10 protein-coding genes and 1 riboswitch are annotated in these 16719 nt (G+C 62.6%); of the genes, 9 read left to right on the top strand and 1 reads right to left on the bottom strand.

All coding sequences use genetic code 11. The features are described from left to right. The first annotated feature begins 452 nt into the window (after nt 1-452). The 5 genes from guaA (at nt 453) to H7B90_RS22130 (ending at nt 7628) form a co-directional block, all read left to right on the top strand. Complete coding sequence (guaA, locus tag H7B90_RS22150) at nt 453-1973, top strand: glutamine-hydrolyzing GMP synthase (protein ID WP_185138101.1); 1521 nt, start codon at nt 453-455, stop codon at nt 1971-1973. 259 nt (nt 1974-2232) lie between these two features. Continuing rightward, the gene (locus H7B90_RS22145) at nt 2233-3531 is read left to right on the top strand and encodes a copper amine oxidase N-terminal domain-containing protein (protein ID WP_185138080.1); all 1299 of its coding nucleotides are present in this window, start codon (nt 2233-2235) and stop codon (nt 3529-3531) included. Between the two features lie 180 nt (nt 3532-3711). Then, nucleotides 3712-4551, top strand: a complete 840-nt coding sequence (locus tag H7B90_RS22140) for an AraC family transcriptional regulator (protein ID WP_185138079.1) — start codon at nt 3712-3714, stop codon at nt 4549-4551. Between the two features lie 92 nt (nt 4552-4643). Then, on the top strand, nt 4644-5633 hold the full coding sequence (gene mgrA, locus H7B90_RS22135; protein WP_185138078.1) for an L-glyceraldehyde 3-phosphate reductase: 990 nt from the start codon (nt 4644-4646) through the stop codon (nt 5631-5633). Between the two features lie 339 nt (nt 5634-5972). Further along, nucleotides 5973-6072: riboswitch (purine riboswitch) on the top strand. 161 nt (nt 6073-6233) lie between these two features. Continuing rightward, nucleotides 6234-7628: an NCS2 family permease gene (locus H7B90_RS22130; protein ID WP_185138077.1), complete on the top strand. Its 1395-nt coding sequence runs from the start codon at nt 6234-6236 to the stop codon at nt 7626-7628. Between the two features lie 128 nt (nt 7629-7756). Here the strand turns inward: H7B90_RS22130 and H7B90_RS22125 are convergent, their stop codons facing one another. After that, on the bottom strand, nt 7757-10696 hold the full coding sequence (locus tag H7B90_RS22125) for a glycoside hydrolase family 3 C-terminal domain-containing protein (protein ID WP_185138076.1): 2940 nt from the start codon (nt 10694-10696) through the stop codon (nt 7757-7759). A gap of 455 nt (nt 10697-11151) precedes the next feature. On the opposite strand from H7B90_RS22125, the gene H7B90_RS22120 reads away from it, so the two are divergent. From H7B90_RS22120 to H7B90_RS22105, 4 genes are all read left to right on the top strand, one after another. Further along, the gene (locus H7B90_RS22120; RefSeq protein ID WP_185138075.1) at nt 11152-12909 is read left to right on the top strand and encodes a sensor histidine kinase; all 1758 of its coding nucleotides are present in this window, start codon (nt 11152-11154) and stop codon (nt 12907-12909) included. Beyond that, nucleotides 12897-14432 (top strand): response regulator transcription factor, encoded by a 1536-nt coding sequence (locus tag H7B90_RS22115; protein WP_185138074.1) that lies wholly within the window; start codon nt 12897-12899, stop codon nt 14430-14432. The genes H7B90_RS22120 and H7B90_RS22115 overlap by 13 nt, the downstream gene beginning before the upstream one ends. Before the next feature lie 278 nt (nt 14433-14710). Further along, nucleotides 14711-15679, top strand: a complete 969-nt coding sequence (locus H7B90_RS22110) for an ABC transporter permease (protein ID WP_185138073.1) — start codon at nt 14711-14713, stop codon at nt 15677-15679. 28 nt (nt 15680-15707) lie between these two features. Beyond that, complete coding sequence (locus H7B90_RS22105) at nt 15708-16601, top strand: carbohydrate ABC transporter permease (protein ID WP_185138100.1); 894 nt, start codon at nt 15708-15710, stop codon at nt 16599-16601. Nucleotides 16602-16719: the final 118 nt, after the last annotated feature.

Genomic DNA, 16719 nt, shown 5'->3' with positions numbered 1-16719 from the left:
ACGAGCCGCATCTGACCGCGCGAGAGGAGCCGTTAGTCGAAAAAATCGATTAACGAGCCGCATTTGACCGCGCGAGAGGAGCCGTTAGTCGAAAAAATCGATTAACGAGCCGCATCTGACCGCGCGAGAGGAGGCGTTAATCGAAAAAATCGATTAACGAGCCGCATCTGACCGCGCGAGTGGAGCCGTTAGTCGAAAAAATCGACTAACAGGCCATGCCCGCGCCCCGCGAATGCGGCGCCGGCCGGACCGGCGGATATTTCCTGCGGGCGAGCGAGCCGAGCCGAGGGGCTTCGCCTTGACGCTGTCGAAGGCGCAAAGCTATAATTACTTCAATTGTAGGACAGGACCCGGCGACCATGCCGTCCGCCGCGCCGATCGCGCGCGCGGCCGGGCCGGCGCTGTCCAATTCAGGAGGCTCGGTTAGCAAAGTGAACAACAACCCGCATGAAATGATCGTCGTGCTCGACTTCGGCGGCCAATACAACCAGTTGATCGCCCGGCGCATCCGCGACCTCGGCGTCTACAGCGAGCTTCTGCCATACAACACGAGCGCGGACAAGCTTCGCGAGCTCAATCCGAAGGGCATCGTTTTCTCCGGCGGCCCCGCCAGCGTCTACGCCGAAGGAGCGCCGACCGTCGATCCGGGCGTGTACGATCTGGGAGTCCCGATCCTCGGCATCTGCTACGGCATGCAGCTGATCACCCACCAGCAAGGCGGCAAGGTCGAGCCGGCGCATAAGCGCGAATACGGCAAGTCCGACGTCGACTTCGAAGCCGACTGCGTGCTCGTTCAAGGGCTCGAGAACCGCCAGACGGTATGGATGAGCCACGGCGACCATGTCACCGAGCTGCCGGCCGGCTTCCGCGTGGACGCGAGCACGCCTCATGCCCCGGTAGCGGCGATGAGCGACGTGTCGCGCCATCTGTACGCCGTGCAGTTCCATCCGGAAGTGCGCCACTCGGTGTACGGCAACGAGATGATCCGGAACTTCCTCTATAACGTCTGCGATTGCAAAGGCGACTGGAGCATGTCGTCCTTCATCGAAGACACCGTCCGCGAGATCCGCGAGCAAGTGGGCGACAAGAAGGTGCTGTGCGCCCTGTCCGGCGGAGTCGATTCGTCCGTCGTGGCGGCCCTGGTCCACAAGGCGATCGGCGACCAGCTCACCTGCATGTTCATCGACCACGGCCTGCTGCGCAAGGGCGAAGCCGAGAGCGTCATGGAGACGTTCGTCGGCAAGTTCGACATGAACGTCGTGAAGATCGACGCGAGCGAGCGGTTCCTCGGCAAGCTGAAGGGCGTCGACGATCCCGAACAGAAGCGCAAGATCATCGGCAACGAGTTCATCCGCGTGTTCGAAGAGGAATCCGCGAAGTTCGACGACTTCGCCTTCCTGGCGCAAGGGACGCTGTATACCGACATCGTCGAGAGCGGCACGGCGACGGCACAGACGATCAAGTCGCACCACAATGTCGGCGGCTTGCCGGAGGACATGAAGTTCAAGCTCGTCGAGCCGCTGAAGGCGCTGTTCAAGGACGAGGTCCGCAAGGTCGGCACGGAGTGCGGCCTGCCGGACGCCATCGTCTGGCGCCAGCCGTTCCCGGGACCGGGTCTCGCGATCCGCGTGCTCGGCGAAGTGACCGAGGAGAAGCTCGAGATCGTCCGCGAATCCGACGCGATTCTGCGCGACGAGATCGCCAAGGCCGGTCTCGACCGCGAGATCTGGCAGTACTTCACCGCGCTCCCGAACATGAAGAGCGTCGGCGTCATGGGCGACGGCCGCACGTACTCGTACACGGTCGGCATCCGCGCCGTCACCTCGATCGACGGCATGACCGCCGACTGGGCGCGCATTCCGTGGGACGTGCTCGAGAAGATCTCGGTGCGCATCGTCAACGAAGTGCAGAACGTCAACCGGATCGTCTACGACATCACGTCGAAGCCGCCGGCCACGATCGAGTGGGAATAAGGAATACCCCATAGGACTGCAGATGCTCCTTCTTATTCGAGCCGTTTGGCGAATAGGGAGGAGTTTCTTTTTTTGGATGCGAGCTCTGCCCCCTGAACATGGGGTACAAAGTCCGTATTCAAGCAGGGGGGAGCCGCCCTTTTTTTTGAGACCAAAATCGCTACGATCCGCTTATTGTAGGACTTCTTCCCGCTGCATAAAATGGTAACCGTGTCCAGAACTTGCGGATTCGGAACAACGCGAACGAGGAGGACTACGATTGAACTTATCGATAACGAGACGGCGGACCAAACGGAACCATCTGCTGGCGATGGCGCTCGCCGCGGCCCTGCTGCTGGCGCTGTGGCCCGGCGCGGCGGCGTCGGCGTCGGCGGGAGCGGCGTCCCCCATCAAAGTATTCGTCGATACGTCGCAGATTCAGCTGACGGTAGACCCCGTGACGGACAAGGGCACGACGTTCGTCCAGTTCCGCCCTCTTTTCGAGAGCATGGAACTGGAAGTCGACTGGGATCCGGACAAGAAGCTTGTAACCGGTTCGAGACCGGGGCTTGAGATCCAGCTCGGCATCGGCGAGACAACCGCGACGGTGAATGGGACCAAGGTCGCACTGGGGGCGGGAGCGCGGGTCGTGAACGGCAATACGCTCGTGCCGCTGCGCTTCGTCGGAGAGGCGACGGGCTCGATCGTCTATTGGGACCCGGCCAACCGCGAGATCACCATCGTGACGGAGAAGCTGTGGACGGCTCTCGGGATGACCAAGGAGGAGGTGGAGCGGAGGCTGGCGGAGCTTCGTCCGACTCCGAGCGCGCCCGCCGACCCGCCGGCGACAACCCCGCCAAGCGACCCCGGGAACCCCGCGAACCCAGGGAACCCCGCGAACCCCGACACCGGGAAGCCGACAAGCCCGAGCAAGCCGGTCGATCTCAAGCATCTGCAGGGGATGTACTACAACATCCGGGACGACTTCGGCGGCTACGAATGCGGGGGGACGTGCTGGGATATGTACACCTTCTTCCCGGGAGGCAAAGTATTCGTCGGCACGCCGAAGAACGGAGGGCCCGAGACGATCGACTGCGCGAAGGACGGATGCACGACGTATACGATCTCCAAAGGCAAGCTCGTGCTCGGCAACGGACATTCTTATCCCATCAAGGTAGACGACAAGGGCCATCTGTGGATTAACGACAACGCGATGACGGCCGTAGAACCGGTCCCGGCCAATCTCCGGCTGGAAGGCAGCTATCAGCACATCGGGTACACGGGATTGATCGGAGTCAACGCCGCCGCTTCCTCTTGGACGGAATACCTGGATTTCGCCAAGGACGGCACCTTCGCCAGCACGGATCTGATGCTGAGCTCGCTCGGGTCGGGGACGTCCGTAAGCACCGACGCTGCGGCGAGCTCGAGCGACAAGGGAACCTACAGCATCTCCGGCAACACGATAACGTTCAAGTTCGGAGACGGCAACGTCGTGAAGTCCCTCTTCTTCCTTCATGACGGGGATCCGACGGACGTCCAGATCGGCGACCGGAACTTCTATATCGACGACGACGAATAAGCAGCGTTAGCCGGCGCCAGCCCCTGCCATGCGATTCCTCGTTGAAAATGCCGATTCGGTCCGCTACAATGAAGCTATGCGAACCCGAACGGAAGAACCGTCAGAACCGCCCCGCGGCGGCTTCTGGCGGTTTTGCGTCTGCGAATGCCCGGGGATTCGCGCAGGGAGGTGCCGACGCGCATGACGACGTTCCATTACAATCCCGACAAGCCTCACCGCGAAGACCCGGATCTGTACGTCACCCATTGGGGCAAGGAAGACTGCGCCCCCGGCCACTCGTTCGGCCCGGGCATTCGCGAGATGTACAAGGTTCACTGCGTTCATCGGGGACATGGGACCGTGCGCGTCGGCGGACACGAATACAAGCTGACGGCGGGACAGGCCTTCATGATCTACCCGAACGTCGTCATCCAATACGAAGCGGACGAGAGCGATCCGTGGACGTATTCGTACTGCGCCTTCTACGGCGCCCGCGCGAAGGAGCTGCTCGATCGGACGAGGCTTGCCCCGGAGAAGCCCGTCTTCCCGATGGATCTGCAGGTGATGCCGAGCCTGTACGAGCAGCTGACGGAAGCGCTGGAGCGGGAGATTAACCGGGACCTGCGGCTGGGCGCCGTCCTGTACCGGTTCCTCGCGGCGTTGACGGAAGTCGCTCCGGCGATGCCGTCCGCTCAGCCGGGCTCCCGCAAGCACCATTCCTACATTCTGCGGGCGATGGAGTTTATGCACGCCCATTACAGCGAGCCGATCTCGATCGCCCGCTTGGCCGCGGACCTCGGCTTGGACCGGAAGTATCTGTCGGCCATCTTCAAGGAAGCGAAGGGGATTCCGCCCCAGCGCTACCTGATGGAATTCCGGATGAACAAGGCTTCCGAGCTGCTGCGGGGAAGCGGCTTCTCCGTCGGCGAGATCGCCCGGTCCGTCGGGTACGAGGACGCGCTGCTGTTCTCCAAGATGTTCAAGAAGTTCACCGGCAGATCCCCTTCGGAGTACCGGACGGAGGAGATGGCGAATTTCTGACATTATTCCATAAAACCCTTCCTTGCTGACATAGGATTGTCCGCCGCTTGAAGCTATGATGGATGTATTCCGATACAGAGGAGGAAGCATCCATGACTTATCGAGCGAACGATCAACGATACGACAACATGACATACAACCGTTCCGGCCGAAGCGGACTGAAGCTGCCCGCGATCTCCCTCGGGCTGTGGCATAATTTCGGGGGCATCGACGCTTACGAGAACGGACGGGCGATGGTCCGGCGCGCGTTCGACCTGGGCATCACCCACTTCGACCTCGCCAACAACTACGGGCCGCCTCCGGGCTCCGCGGAAGAGAACTTCGGCCGCATGCTGAAGCACGATCTGGCTCCGTACCGGGACGAGCTCATCGTCTCCACGAAGGCGGGCTATTACATGTGGCAAGGGCCGTACGGGGAGTGGGGGTCGAAGAAGTATCTCGTATCCAGCCTCGATCAGAGCCTGAAGCGGATGGGGCTCGATTACGTCGATATTTTCTACCATCACCGTCCGGACCCGGACACGCCGCTCGAGGAGACGATGGCGGCTCTCGATCTGGTCGTGCGCCAGGGCAAGGCTCTGTACATCGGCTTGTCCAACTACAGCCCGGAGCAGACGCGCGAAGCTTCCCGCATTCTGAAGGGGCTTGGCACCCCGTGCCTCATCCACCAGCCGAGCTACTCGATGATGAACCGCTGGATCGAGAACGGGCTGCAGGACGTGCTGGACGAGGAAGGCATCGGCTCGATCGTCTTCTCGCCGCTTAGCCAAGGGATTCTGACGGATCGCTACCTGAACGGAATTACGGCGGATTCCCGCGCGGCGGGCCCGAGCGTGTTCCTTAAGCCGGAAGGGATCAACGAAGAGACGCTCGGCAAGGTGCGCAAGCTGAACGACCTGGCGGCCGAACGCGGCCAGAAGCTGTCGCAGATGGCGCTCGCGTGGGTGCTGCGCGGCGGGCGCGTCACGTCGGCGCTCATCGGCGCGAGCAAGGCGAGCCAGATCGAGGACGCGGCAGGAGCCGTGAGCAACCTCGCCTTCACGGACGAGGAGCTGGCCCGGATCGACGCGATTCTGGGGTAAGCGGCGCCAAGCGCGGTCGAAGCTGCCGGAGAAGCAGGAACGTTCGGAGCTGCCGGAGAAGCAGGAACAGTCGAAGCTCCAGAGAAGCGGGAACGGTCGGAGCTGCCGGAGAAGCAGAAGCGGCCGAAGCCGCCGCTCGGCTGAATCGAGAACAAGGGGAACGCCTTCGGGCGTTCTTCTTATTTGCGCGTTCCTATCGTGAAAATGTAGATTTCTGTATTCTTTTCATAGCGGCTGTTTAAAGAAAACGCTATCATACCGAACTTAATCGGAGAGATGCGACAAAAAAGTTCGTAAAAACGGTTGACGCCGCAGGGCTTTGTACCTAGAATGAGGAAGGACGACAACTGAATCGTATTTCGTATAATCCCGGGAATCGGCCCGGGAGTTTCTAGGGGTCACCGCAAATGATCCGGCTACGAAAAGCGAGAGAGCAACACCGGCGGGAACACGCGCGATTCCCCCGGTATGCTTTTTCGCCGTTGTGCGGAACCTAGAAGAGACATCTTCTAGGTTTTTTGTATGTTCACGGTTCAATTCGCAGGGATTGCATTTGTACGAATGAATCCTATTAAGCCTAAGGAGGACTTGCCCAGAGTTATGGACAAATTTTTTAAGCTGAAGGAATTCGGAACCAACATACGCACGGAGATCATGGCGGGCGTGACCACGTTTATGACGATGGCGTATATTCTGGCGGTCAACCCGGCGATTCTGAGCGGCTCGGGGCTGAACAGCTACAGCATCTTCCTCGCGACCGCGCTGGCCGCCGGCATCTTCACGCTGGCGATGGGACTGTTCGTCAACTTCCCCGTCGCTCTCGCGCCGGGCATGGGGCTGAACGCGTTCTTCGCGACGACGGTCGTCGCTTCCAAGGCGACCGATCATCCGATCACGCCGTCGATGGGACTGGCGGCGGTGTTTATCTCGGGGATTATTTTCCTCATTCTGACGGTCACCAAGGTCCGCCAGCTGCTCGTCGTGGCGGTTCCGGACAGCCTGAAGCACGCGATTACGGTCGGCATCGGCTTGTTCATTACCATTATCGGTCTGAAAACCAGCGGCCTGCTGACGATCTCGCTCGATCCGTTCGCGCGCGGCTTCGAACAAGGCAAGTACACGGACCTGACCGGCAACGAGACGGTCCTCCACCTGGGCGACCTGACGCAGCCGGGCGTCTGGCTGACGGTCGTCGGCCTGTTCCTGATCGGTGTCTTGATGGTGCTGCGCGTTCGCGGCGCGATTCTGATCGGCATCGTGGTCACCACTCTGATCGGCGCCATCCCGGGCGTGGACGTCGTCGACTTCGGCAGCCTGAAGGGGCAGAGCTGGACTCCGAACTTCCGCGAGCTGAACTTCTGGGACTTCGACTTCGCCGACCTGCTCTCGACCGGCCTTCTGTCCGCCATCGCGACCTTCACGTTCGTCGAGCTGTTCGACACGTTCGGCACGCTGGTCGGCACGGCCAACCGCGCGGGCTTCCTGAAGAACAAGGAAGAGGGCAACAAGCGCATCGGCAAAGCGATGCTCGTCGACTCCGTCGCCGTCAGCGGCGGCGCCATGCTGGGCACGAGCACGATGACCGCGTTCGTCGAGAGCTCGGCGGGCATCGCGGAAGGCGGCCGCACCGGCCTCACCTCGTCGACGACCGGCGTGCTGTTCCTGCTCTCGCTGTTCCTCGCGCCGATCGCCCTGATCGTGCCGACTCCGGCGACGAGCGCGGCGCTGATCATCGTCGGCGTGCTGATGATGCAAGCGGTCAAGGAGATCGACTTCGCCGACCTCGTCGTCGCCATCCCGGCGTTCCTGACGATCGCGCTTATGCCGTTCACGTACAACATCGCCAACGGCATCTCGTTCGGCATCGTGTCCTACGTGCTGCTCGCTTCCGTGTCGAGCTGGTTCGGCAAGAAGAAGTACAGCGTGCACTGGCTCATGTGGATCCTGTTTGTTCTCGTCATCGCGAGGTACCTGTTCATCGGATCGCAGGGCTAAATCTTATAGGCGCAAAAAAAAGGCGCCGACCGCGCGTCGGCGCCTCTCGGCCTCCCCAGTATTTGGGGAGGCTTTTTTTTTGTGTAAGAAAACAGGCCGCCGGTTAGTTTCGGCGGCCCTGCGTCTCATTAGGCGAAGCGGAAGGTGGAGATCCGGACGCCGGCGCTCAGCCGGAGCGCGACGTCGCGGCGGCCGGCGAGCGGGCCCGCGGCGCAGGTGACGGTGCGCCACGCCTGGGCGGCGCCGGTAGCCGGCACCGGGCACGTGCCGACGACGGCTTCGGCGCCGGAGGCCGGATCGATCGAGACGAGCTCGATCGTGCCGCCTTCCGCGGCGGATACCCGCGCTTCGAACAGGCTGACGCTCGGCTTGCCCGAAGCGGCCGCAAGCCCCGCAGCCGCGCCCGGCTCGCCGAACTCGGCGTCCGCGAACCGGATCCAGGCGTCGTCCCGGACGGCCGCCGCGCTGCTGCCGCCTTCCTTGCACTCGTCCACGATGACGCCTTCGTAATCGTCATAGTTGACCGCGGCCGTTACCTGCCGAAGGTCGCGCGGAGGCACCTTCTCGCCGGACACCGCCAGCTCCGCGGACGAGCGGACGTCGGCCGACGACCGGCCGGCCATCAGGGTCCACGCGCCCGTCTCGAGGCACCAACGGTCCCGCGTGACGTCCCAGAACGACAAGTCGTACGAGCTCACCTTGAACTCGACGACGGCGCTCTCCCCGGCGGCCAGCGCCAGGCGCCGGAAGCCGAGCAGCTGCCTGAGCGGCCGCTTCACGCGGGACGGGCCCGACCGGCCGTACAGCTGCACGACCTCTTCGCCCGCCTTCGGCCCCGCGTTGCGAACCTTCATGCGGACGACGACTTGCTCGCCCTCCCCGATCCCGGAACGGTCCAGCTCGAGGTCGCCGTACTCGAACTCCGAGTAGGTCAGCCCGTGGCCGAACGGATACAGGACATCCCCTTGAAAATAACGATAAGTCCGCTCGCCCTTAATGATATCGTAGTCCATGAAGTCGGGCAGCTGGTCGGCCGAGCGGTACCACGTCATGTTGAGGCGGCCCGCCGGAGCGTAGTCGCCGAACAGGACGTCGGCCACCGCGTTGCCGAGCTCGGGCCCCGCGTGCGACGTGTACAGGATCGCCGGCACATGCTCGTCCGCCCAATTCGCCGCGAACGGATAGCTGCCGACGATGACGACGATCGTGTTCGGATTGGCCGCGTACACCTCGCGGATAAGCCGCTCCTGCGATTCCGGCAGCGTCAGGTCCGGCCGGTCGATCGTCTCCTTGCCGTTCACGAGCGGGTGGTTGCCGACGAACACGATCGCCGCGTCGGCTCCCCGCGCGGCTTCGGCCGCCTCGCGAACCCCGTCCGTCACGGTCACCGTATCGAACTGGACGGCCGTCACCTTCGCCGCGCCGGCCGCCGCCGCGGCCGCCCGCTCTTCCGGAGAGCCGAGGGAGGAACGCTCCTCCGCCAGCTCCGGATCGACGGCGAGCAGGCCGTCCTCGCCGATGCCGATGCGGGCGTTGTTCCACGCCGCCACGTTCAGCTTGCCTTCGCCGGCCCGATCGATCAGGAGCGCTTCCTTCGTGAACCAGCCGAAGATCTCGTCCGAATCCGCGGTCACGTGAACGTCGTCCGCCGTCGTCACGTATTTGCCCGTGCTCTCGGCGACGATCGTATGCGCGCGCCAGCCCCAATCCGTCAGCTCGAACGTCTCCGCCTCGCCCGGCGCATCCGACGTCGCGGCGAGCTTGCCGTCCGGCCGCGTCGCCACGAACCGGCCGTTCGCCGCCAGCTTCAGCCGGTCGTTGCCGCTCGAGTAAGCGACTTCGGCTTCGCCGGAAGCCCCGCCGAGCTTGGCCTTGATCGCCGCGAGCGGAGTAATCGCATACGGCAGCGTGCCGCTGTACCAGTCCCGGTACACGATGTCGGCGAGCGGGCCGACGACGGCCACTTTGCGGACGGCCTTCGCGTCGAGCGGCAGAGCCGATCCCTCGTTTTTCAACAGAACGACGTTCTTCCGCGCGGCCTCGAGCGACACCTCCCGGTGCGCCGGGGAGCAGATGACCGACTCGTCGATCGCGGCGTACGGATTCCGGTCGTCCGGATCGAACTCCCCGAGCCGGAACCGGACGCGGAACGCGTTCCGAAGCGCGACGTCGAGATCGTTCTCCGTCAGGCTGCCGTCCGCGAGCCCGTCCCGGATCGCCTGCTTGGCGACGGCATGGTCGTCGGTGATGCTGTCGATGCCGCTAAGGATCGATTGGACGACCGCGTCCTTGTAATTGTCGAAATACTTATGGTCGTTCACGGTGCCCAGAATATCCCCCGCGTCGCTGACGACGAAGCCGTTCATGCCCCATTCCCGCTTGACGACCTCGTTCACCTGCGGGTTCAGGTTGGCCGGCACGCCGTTCACCGAATTGTAGGACGTCATCATCGACAGCGCGCCGCCTTCCTTGAACGGCAGCTCGAACGCCTTCAAGTAATACTCGCGCATGTTCCGCGGATCGATGCTGACCGAGCATTCGCCGCGATCGACCTCGTTGTTGTTGCCGATGAAGTGCTTCAGGCTCGCGACCGCCCGGACGTAGAAGGGGTGATCGCCCTGGATGCCCCGCGACAGCGCCGCCGTCAGCTTGCCCGCGAGAATCGGGTCTTCGCCATACGCTTCCTCGTTGCGCCCCCATCGCGGATCGCGCTCCATGTCCACGGTCGGCGCCCACAGCGTCAAGCCGTTCTTCGCCGGATCGCGGCGGAAGAAGCCGCGCGCTTCCGTGCCGATCGCCTCTCCGACGCGCCGGAGCAGGTCCTCGTCCCACGTGCAGGCGAGTCCGACGGGCTGCGGGAAGAAGGTCGCTTCGCCGAGCCAAGCGATGCCGTGGGCGGCTTCGGTGCCGTGCTTGTACGGATTGACGCCGAGGCGCGGGACTCCGTCCTGGTACTGCCCCATCAAGTTTATTTTCTCCTCCAGATCAAGCCGCGACACAAGGTCGTTCACCCGCGTCTCGAGCGGGAGGTCGGGATTCCGGAAGGGATAGCCTTGCGAGTCGCTCATAGCTGGCAGTTCCTCCTAACGATAGGGTTGTATCCGCATACAAAACTAGTTTACTATTCGGCGAACCTCGGAGATACCCGCACAATTCGATCTAAAATCCATGCTAAATCCGACCAACGGCAGGCAGGCTGATAGGCAGACTGATAGACAGACTGATAGGCAGGCTGATAGGCAGGCTGGCAGGCAGGCACACAGGCAGGCGCCCGCTCCGCGCCGCGCGGCGATTCGCCGGACCCAGGTTCGTCTTCGGAATTATAGCTTCTTTGGGAAGCATTTTCAATTCGATCGTCTCTCCGCCGGCTGGAGCGTCCAAGATTCATGCAGCCTCTCTCCTATTGGCAATATCTATCGTCCGGCGGGGGGTTGCGCCGCGAGGCTTCGTTGAACGACAATAGTCACGGAGACGACGGCGGGAGGGGAACGTCCTGAGAGGAATCATCCGGCGGTTCAACGACATGAGGTTCCGCAACAAAATGGTGCTGGCCTATATTCTATTTTTTATCTTTCCGTTCATCGCGGTCGGATTCTTCATCGTCCGCGAGTACCGGCAGTCGGCGCTCGACAAGGCGATCGAGCAATCGGAGGCGTCGGTGGAGCGGATCAAGAACCGGACGGCCGAGACGCTCGACGTCGCCATCGGCTTGTCCAGCCGGCTGATGCTGGATTCGCAGATGGAAGAGGTCGCCACGACAAGGTATCGCAGCAGCAGCGACGTGGTCGATGCTTACCGCAATTACGACACGTTCCGGACGTATCTCGAATTCAATCCGGAGATCGCCGGCATCAAGCTGTTCGTGCAGAACGACACGCTGCTGAACAACTGGGAGTTCCTCCCCATCGACGCGAAGACGACGAAGAGCTTCTGGTACCGGGCGGCGATCGAGCACAGCGGGCTCGTCGGCTGGTATTACTACCCGAGCGAGACGCGGACGGCGGGGAACCTGCTTAGTCTCGTGAGAAGCGTCTACTTCCAGGAGAACAAGTCGTTCGGCGTGCTCTCGATCGACGTGAACACCGAATATTTGAATTCGGTCATTCGGCAGGAGCATTTCGAGACGCTGCTGACGGACGAGCAGGGCTATGTCGTCGCTTCCAACCGGCCGGGAACGCTCGGCAAGCTGCTGAGAGACACCGGGCTCGGTTCGGCTATCGAAGGGAAGCCGCCCGGCGTCTACCAGATGGCCGTCGACGGGCGGGATTCCAAGGTGCGAATCGACAAGCTCCAGCCGGACAAAAGCTACATGAGCCTGAACGTGATCACGATCTACCCGATCGACAGTATCGTCCGGGAGGCGAACCGGATCGACCGGGCGGGCATTCGGATCATCGCCGTGTTCGCGGCGCTGTCCATCGTGCTGATCTATTCGATCTGCACCGTGATGACCAACCGGTTGCTTAAGTTCAGCCGCCAGATCAGCAAGGTGTCGACGGGCAACTTCAACGTCGAATTCCGAGACGAAGGGAAGGACGAGATCGGCCAGATCACCCGCCAGTTCAACCATATGGTGAACAACGTCAAGGAGCTGATGAACGAGGTCGAGCTCTCTCATCGGCATGCCGGCGAACTCGAGCGGAAGCAGAACGAGATCAAGCTGAAGATGCTGGCGAGCCAGATCAACCCGCATTTTCTATACAACGCCCTGGAATCGATTCGGATGAAGGCCCACATCAGCGGCGAACAGGGGATCTCGAAGACGGTCAAAATGCTGGGCAGGCTGCTGCGGCGAAGCCTGGAGATCACCGGCGAGGCGATCGCGGTGAACGAAGAGCTCGAGATGGTTCGGGCGTACCTGGAGATTCAGAAGTTCCGCCATGAGGACCGGTTGAACTACGAGATCGATATCGAGCCGGAAGCCGGAAGGATCGTCCTGCCGCCCCTGCTGATCCAGCCTCTCGTGGAGAACGCGGTCGTCCACGGCCTGGAGCGAAGTCCCGGCGGCGGGACGGTCGCGGTGTCGGCGCGAGTCGCGGAAGGAGCGCTCGTCGTTCGCGTCGAGGACGACGGGGCCGGAATGTCCGGCGAGAGGCTGGCGTACGTCCGCCGGACGATGAGGGATCAGGAGGCGAACCGGATCGGTCTGCATAACGTCCAGATGCGGCTGACGTTGACGTACGGCGAAGGGGCGGGACTGCGGATCGAGAGCGAGGAGCATAAGGGGACCCGGATCGAATTCCGGATTCCGGTGGAGGGATCGAACGCATGTACAAAGTGATGATCGTGGACGACGAGCCTCTGATCCGGGAAGGACTCAAGACGATCGTCGATTGGGAAGCCCACGGCTTCCGGGTAGCGGGCACCGCGGCCGACGGCTTGGACGCTCTGGAGAAGGCGCCGGAGATCGGACCGGACCTGATCATCGTCGACGTCCGAATGCCCGGCATGGACGGTCTGCAGTTTATCCGGGCGCTGCAGGAGAGGCGCCCCGGCGCTCCGCCCCGCATTCTGATCCTGAGCGGGCATGCGGACTTCGAATACGCCCGGCAAGCCATGACGCTGCGGGCGGAAGGGTACCTGCTGAAGCCGGTCGACGAGGACGAGCTGTCGGCGGCTCTGCACCGCCTCAAGGAAGCGCTCGACGACGACCGCCGGACCGGGAACGCGAAGCCGGAAGCCGCGGGTTGGACCCGGGAGCGGATCGCGGCCGCGATTCTGTCGGGAGAGGACGGTCAGGTGCCGGAGGCGGCGATTCGGGCGGCGGACCAGGGAGGCGGCTCGTTCGAATTGCTGCTCGTGAAGCCGCTGAGCCGGGAAGAGATCGATGCGGAGAGCAGCGCGAGAGTGAGAAGGGAGCTTGAGGCCGCCTTCGAGCGGACGGGGCGAGGCTTCCTGGTCTCCGCCGATCCGTACCTGGCGCTCGTGCTGACCGAGGAGGCCGGCCAGGCGAGGGCGCATAGCGCGGCCTACCGGGAGATCGAGGCGGCCTGCGCCGCGTCCGGCCTCGACTTTATCGTCGTGAGCGGCGGGACCGCGACGAGCGTCCGGGAGCTGGGGCGTCCGTTCCGGGAAGCGCGGGAGCTGATGAGCCGCCGGTTCGTTCTCGAAGGCGGCCGGATCCACGGACCGGAGGAGCGCCGGAAGGAAGCGGCGGAGCCGGCGGAGGCGCCCGACCTGGAAGCCGCCGGCGAGCGCCTGCTGCTGGCGCTGGACGCCGGGAACGCGGAGGCGGCGTCCGCCCTGATCGATTCGGTAGGGGCGGCGATGCTGGAAGCGGACATGGCCGAGCCGGCGATCAAGGCCGGCTTCGCTCAACTGCTGACGACGGCGCTGGGCAAGCTGGCGCAGACCCGTCCGGAGCACAAGGCGAGCTGCCAGTCGCTCGCGACGGAGGCGCTGGACATCTATGCGGAATACCGGTATTCGGGCATGCTGAATCGGCTTCTCGGGCTCGTCCGGGAAGCGGCCGAGGAGCTTCGGAGCTATGGAGGCGACCAGCAGGTGCAGCGGATGATCGAGCTGATTCGCCGGAACTATCGGGAGAATCTGAAGCTGGAGTCGCTGGCGGAGGCGCTGAGCTACAACAGCTCGTATCTGGGCAAGCTGTTCAAGAACGCGACCGGCGAGTCCTTCAACACGTATCTGGACAAGGTCCGGATCGAGAAAGCGAAGGAGCTGCTCGGCGAAGGGATGAAGGTGTACCAGGTGGCGGAGAGGGTCGGCTATTCCAACGTCGACTACTTCCACGGCAAGTTCCGCAAGTACGTGGGCGTCTCGCCGTCCGCCTACCGGAAGCATTAACGCGTTGCGCGCCCGCGGCCGTAACGGCGATCCCTCGGAGATCGCCCGGCTGCGGGCGTTTTTGGTCTATGGCGGCCCGATACGCAGCGCGACCTTCTGCCGGAGGGGGATCCGGAGAGGCCCGGGGGGACCGGAAGAACCGCAAGGTCCTCCTTTTTCTATAGTACGATTTGGTGCCGCTTTCACGGATTTTTATATGATTTTGCACCCGATCCTTCCGGTATCGGCCGTTCCCCCCATCCTTTATCATGGAAACGTAATCAATTGGGAGGGGTAGTATGAAAGCGATGTCAGGGACAGCGATCCCCGCGAAGAGAAGGACGGCGACGAGGTCCGGCTCGCGATTCTGGGCGAAGGCCCTGCGCAACCGGTACTTGTACTTGATGTCGCTTCCGTTCGTCGTCTGGGTGTTCGTGTTCAGCTATTACCCGCTATGGGGCTGGCTGATGGCCTTTCAGAAGTTCAAGCCGGGCAAGTCCGTCTTCGAGCAGAAGTGGGTCGGCTTCGACCAATTCAAGACGTTATTCCAGGACGATATGTTCTATCAGGTTCTGCGCAACACGCTGGCGATGAGCTTGATGGGACTGGTCGCCGCCTTTACGGTTCCGATCCTGTTCGCGTTGCTATTGAACGAAGTCAGGCAGATGTTTGTCAAGCGGTTCGTGCAAACGGTGTCATATCTGCCTCACTTCGTCTCGTGGGCCGTCGCCGCCAGCATCGTCACGAGAATGCTCTCCAGCGACCATGGCGCCGTCAACGACATTCTGATGGGGCTCGGCCTCATCGACAAGCCGATTCAGTTCATGGCCCAAGGCCATCTGTTCTGGGGCATCGTCACCGTCTCGGACGTCTGGAAGGAGACCGGCTGGAACGCCATCATCTATCTGGCGGCCATGTCGGGGATCAGCTCCGAGCAGTACGAGGCGGCCAAGGTGGACGGCGCGAGCCGCCTGCGGCAGATCTGGCATATTACGCTGCCGGGCATCCGCTCGACGATCATCGTGCTGCTCATCCTGTCGATCGGCCACCTGATCAGCATCGGCTTCGAGAAGCAGTTCCTGCTCGGCAACAACCTGGTTCGCGACTATTCGCAGGTGCTCGATCTGTACTCGCTCCAGTACGGGCTCCAGATGAGCCGCTATTCGTTCGGCGTCGCGGTCAACATTTTCAACTCGGTCGTCAGCTTGATCCTGCTGTTCGCCGCGAACGGACTGTTCAAGCGGATCACCAAAGAAAGCATCATGTAAGGAGGCGCCCTCATTGTCCACGCGAGCCATGCGCAAAGGCGCACCTTGGACCGACAAAGCTCTCGACGCCGTCATCGCGGTTATCCTGATCGTCGTCACGGCCGTCACCATCTACCCGTTCCTGAACGTCCTGGCGCTGTCCTTCAACGACTCGACCGACAGCGTGCGGGGAGGCATCTCCATCTTCCCCCGGGACTTCACCTGGGAGAACTACAAAGTGATTTTCTCGTTCAGCGGGCTCGTCACCGGGTTCAAGATCTCGGCGCTGCGCACGATCGTCGGCACGGCTCTCGGCCTCGTCAGCGCTTCGATGCTGGCCTTCACGCTGGCCCGCCCCGACTTCCAGGGACGGAAGTTCGTCTCGGTGTTCCTGGCGATCACGATGTACGTGTCCGCCGGACTCATCCCCGTCTACCTGCTCATCAAGGATCTTCACCTGATGGGAACGTTCGCGGTATACATTCTTCCGGGGCTCGTCAGCGCCTTCAACGTCTTCGTCATCCGCTCGTTCATCGACGGCATTCCGTACGCGCTTCAGGAATCCGCCAAGATCGACGGGGCGAACGACTTCACGATCTACTGGCGCGTCATCCTGCCGATGACGACGCCGGCGCTCGCCACGATCGCGCTGTTCCTTGCCGTCGGGCAGTGGAACTCCTGGTTCGATACGTACCTGTACAACGCGACGAGCCCGCATCTGACGACGCTGCAGTACGAGCTCACGAAGGTGCTGCAGAGCACGACGTCCGGGAACAACGGCGACTACCGCAGCGCGAACATGACGCAGGTGCTGTCGAGCGTCTCGCCGGAATCGGTCAAGATGGCCATCACCATCGTCGTCACCGTGCCGATTCTCGTCGTCTACCCGTTCCTGCAGCGCTACTTCGTTCAGGGCATGACGCTCGGCGCCGTCAAGGGCTGAAGCGGGCGGGCCGGGAAGGGGGCGACCCTGGGAGAACTCTTGGAGAACTCTTGGAGAACTCTTGGAGGACTCTTGGAGGACTCTTCTGGAGAACATTCCCTTCCCCCAGCCTTGCATT

This window comes from Cohnella xylanilytica (genome assembly GCF_014212175.1).
GTDB classification, from domain to species: domain Bacteria; phylum Bacillota; class Bacilli; order Paenibacillales; family Paenibacillaceae; genus Cohnella; species Cohnella xylanilytica.
Note: the sequence above shows the minus strand (reverse complement) of the source record. Positions and strands in the feature narration are given on the sequence as shown.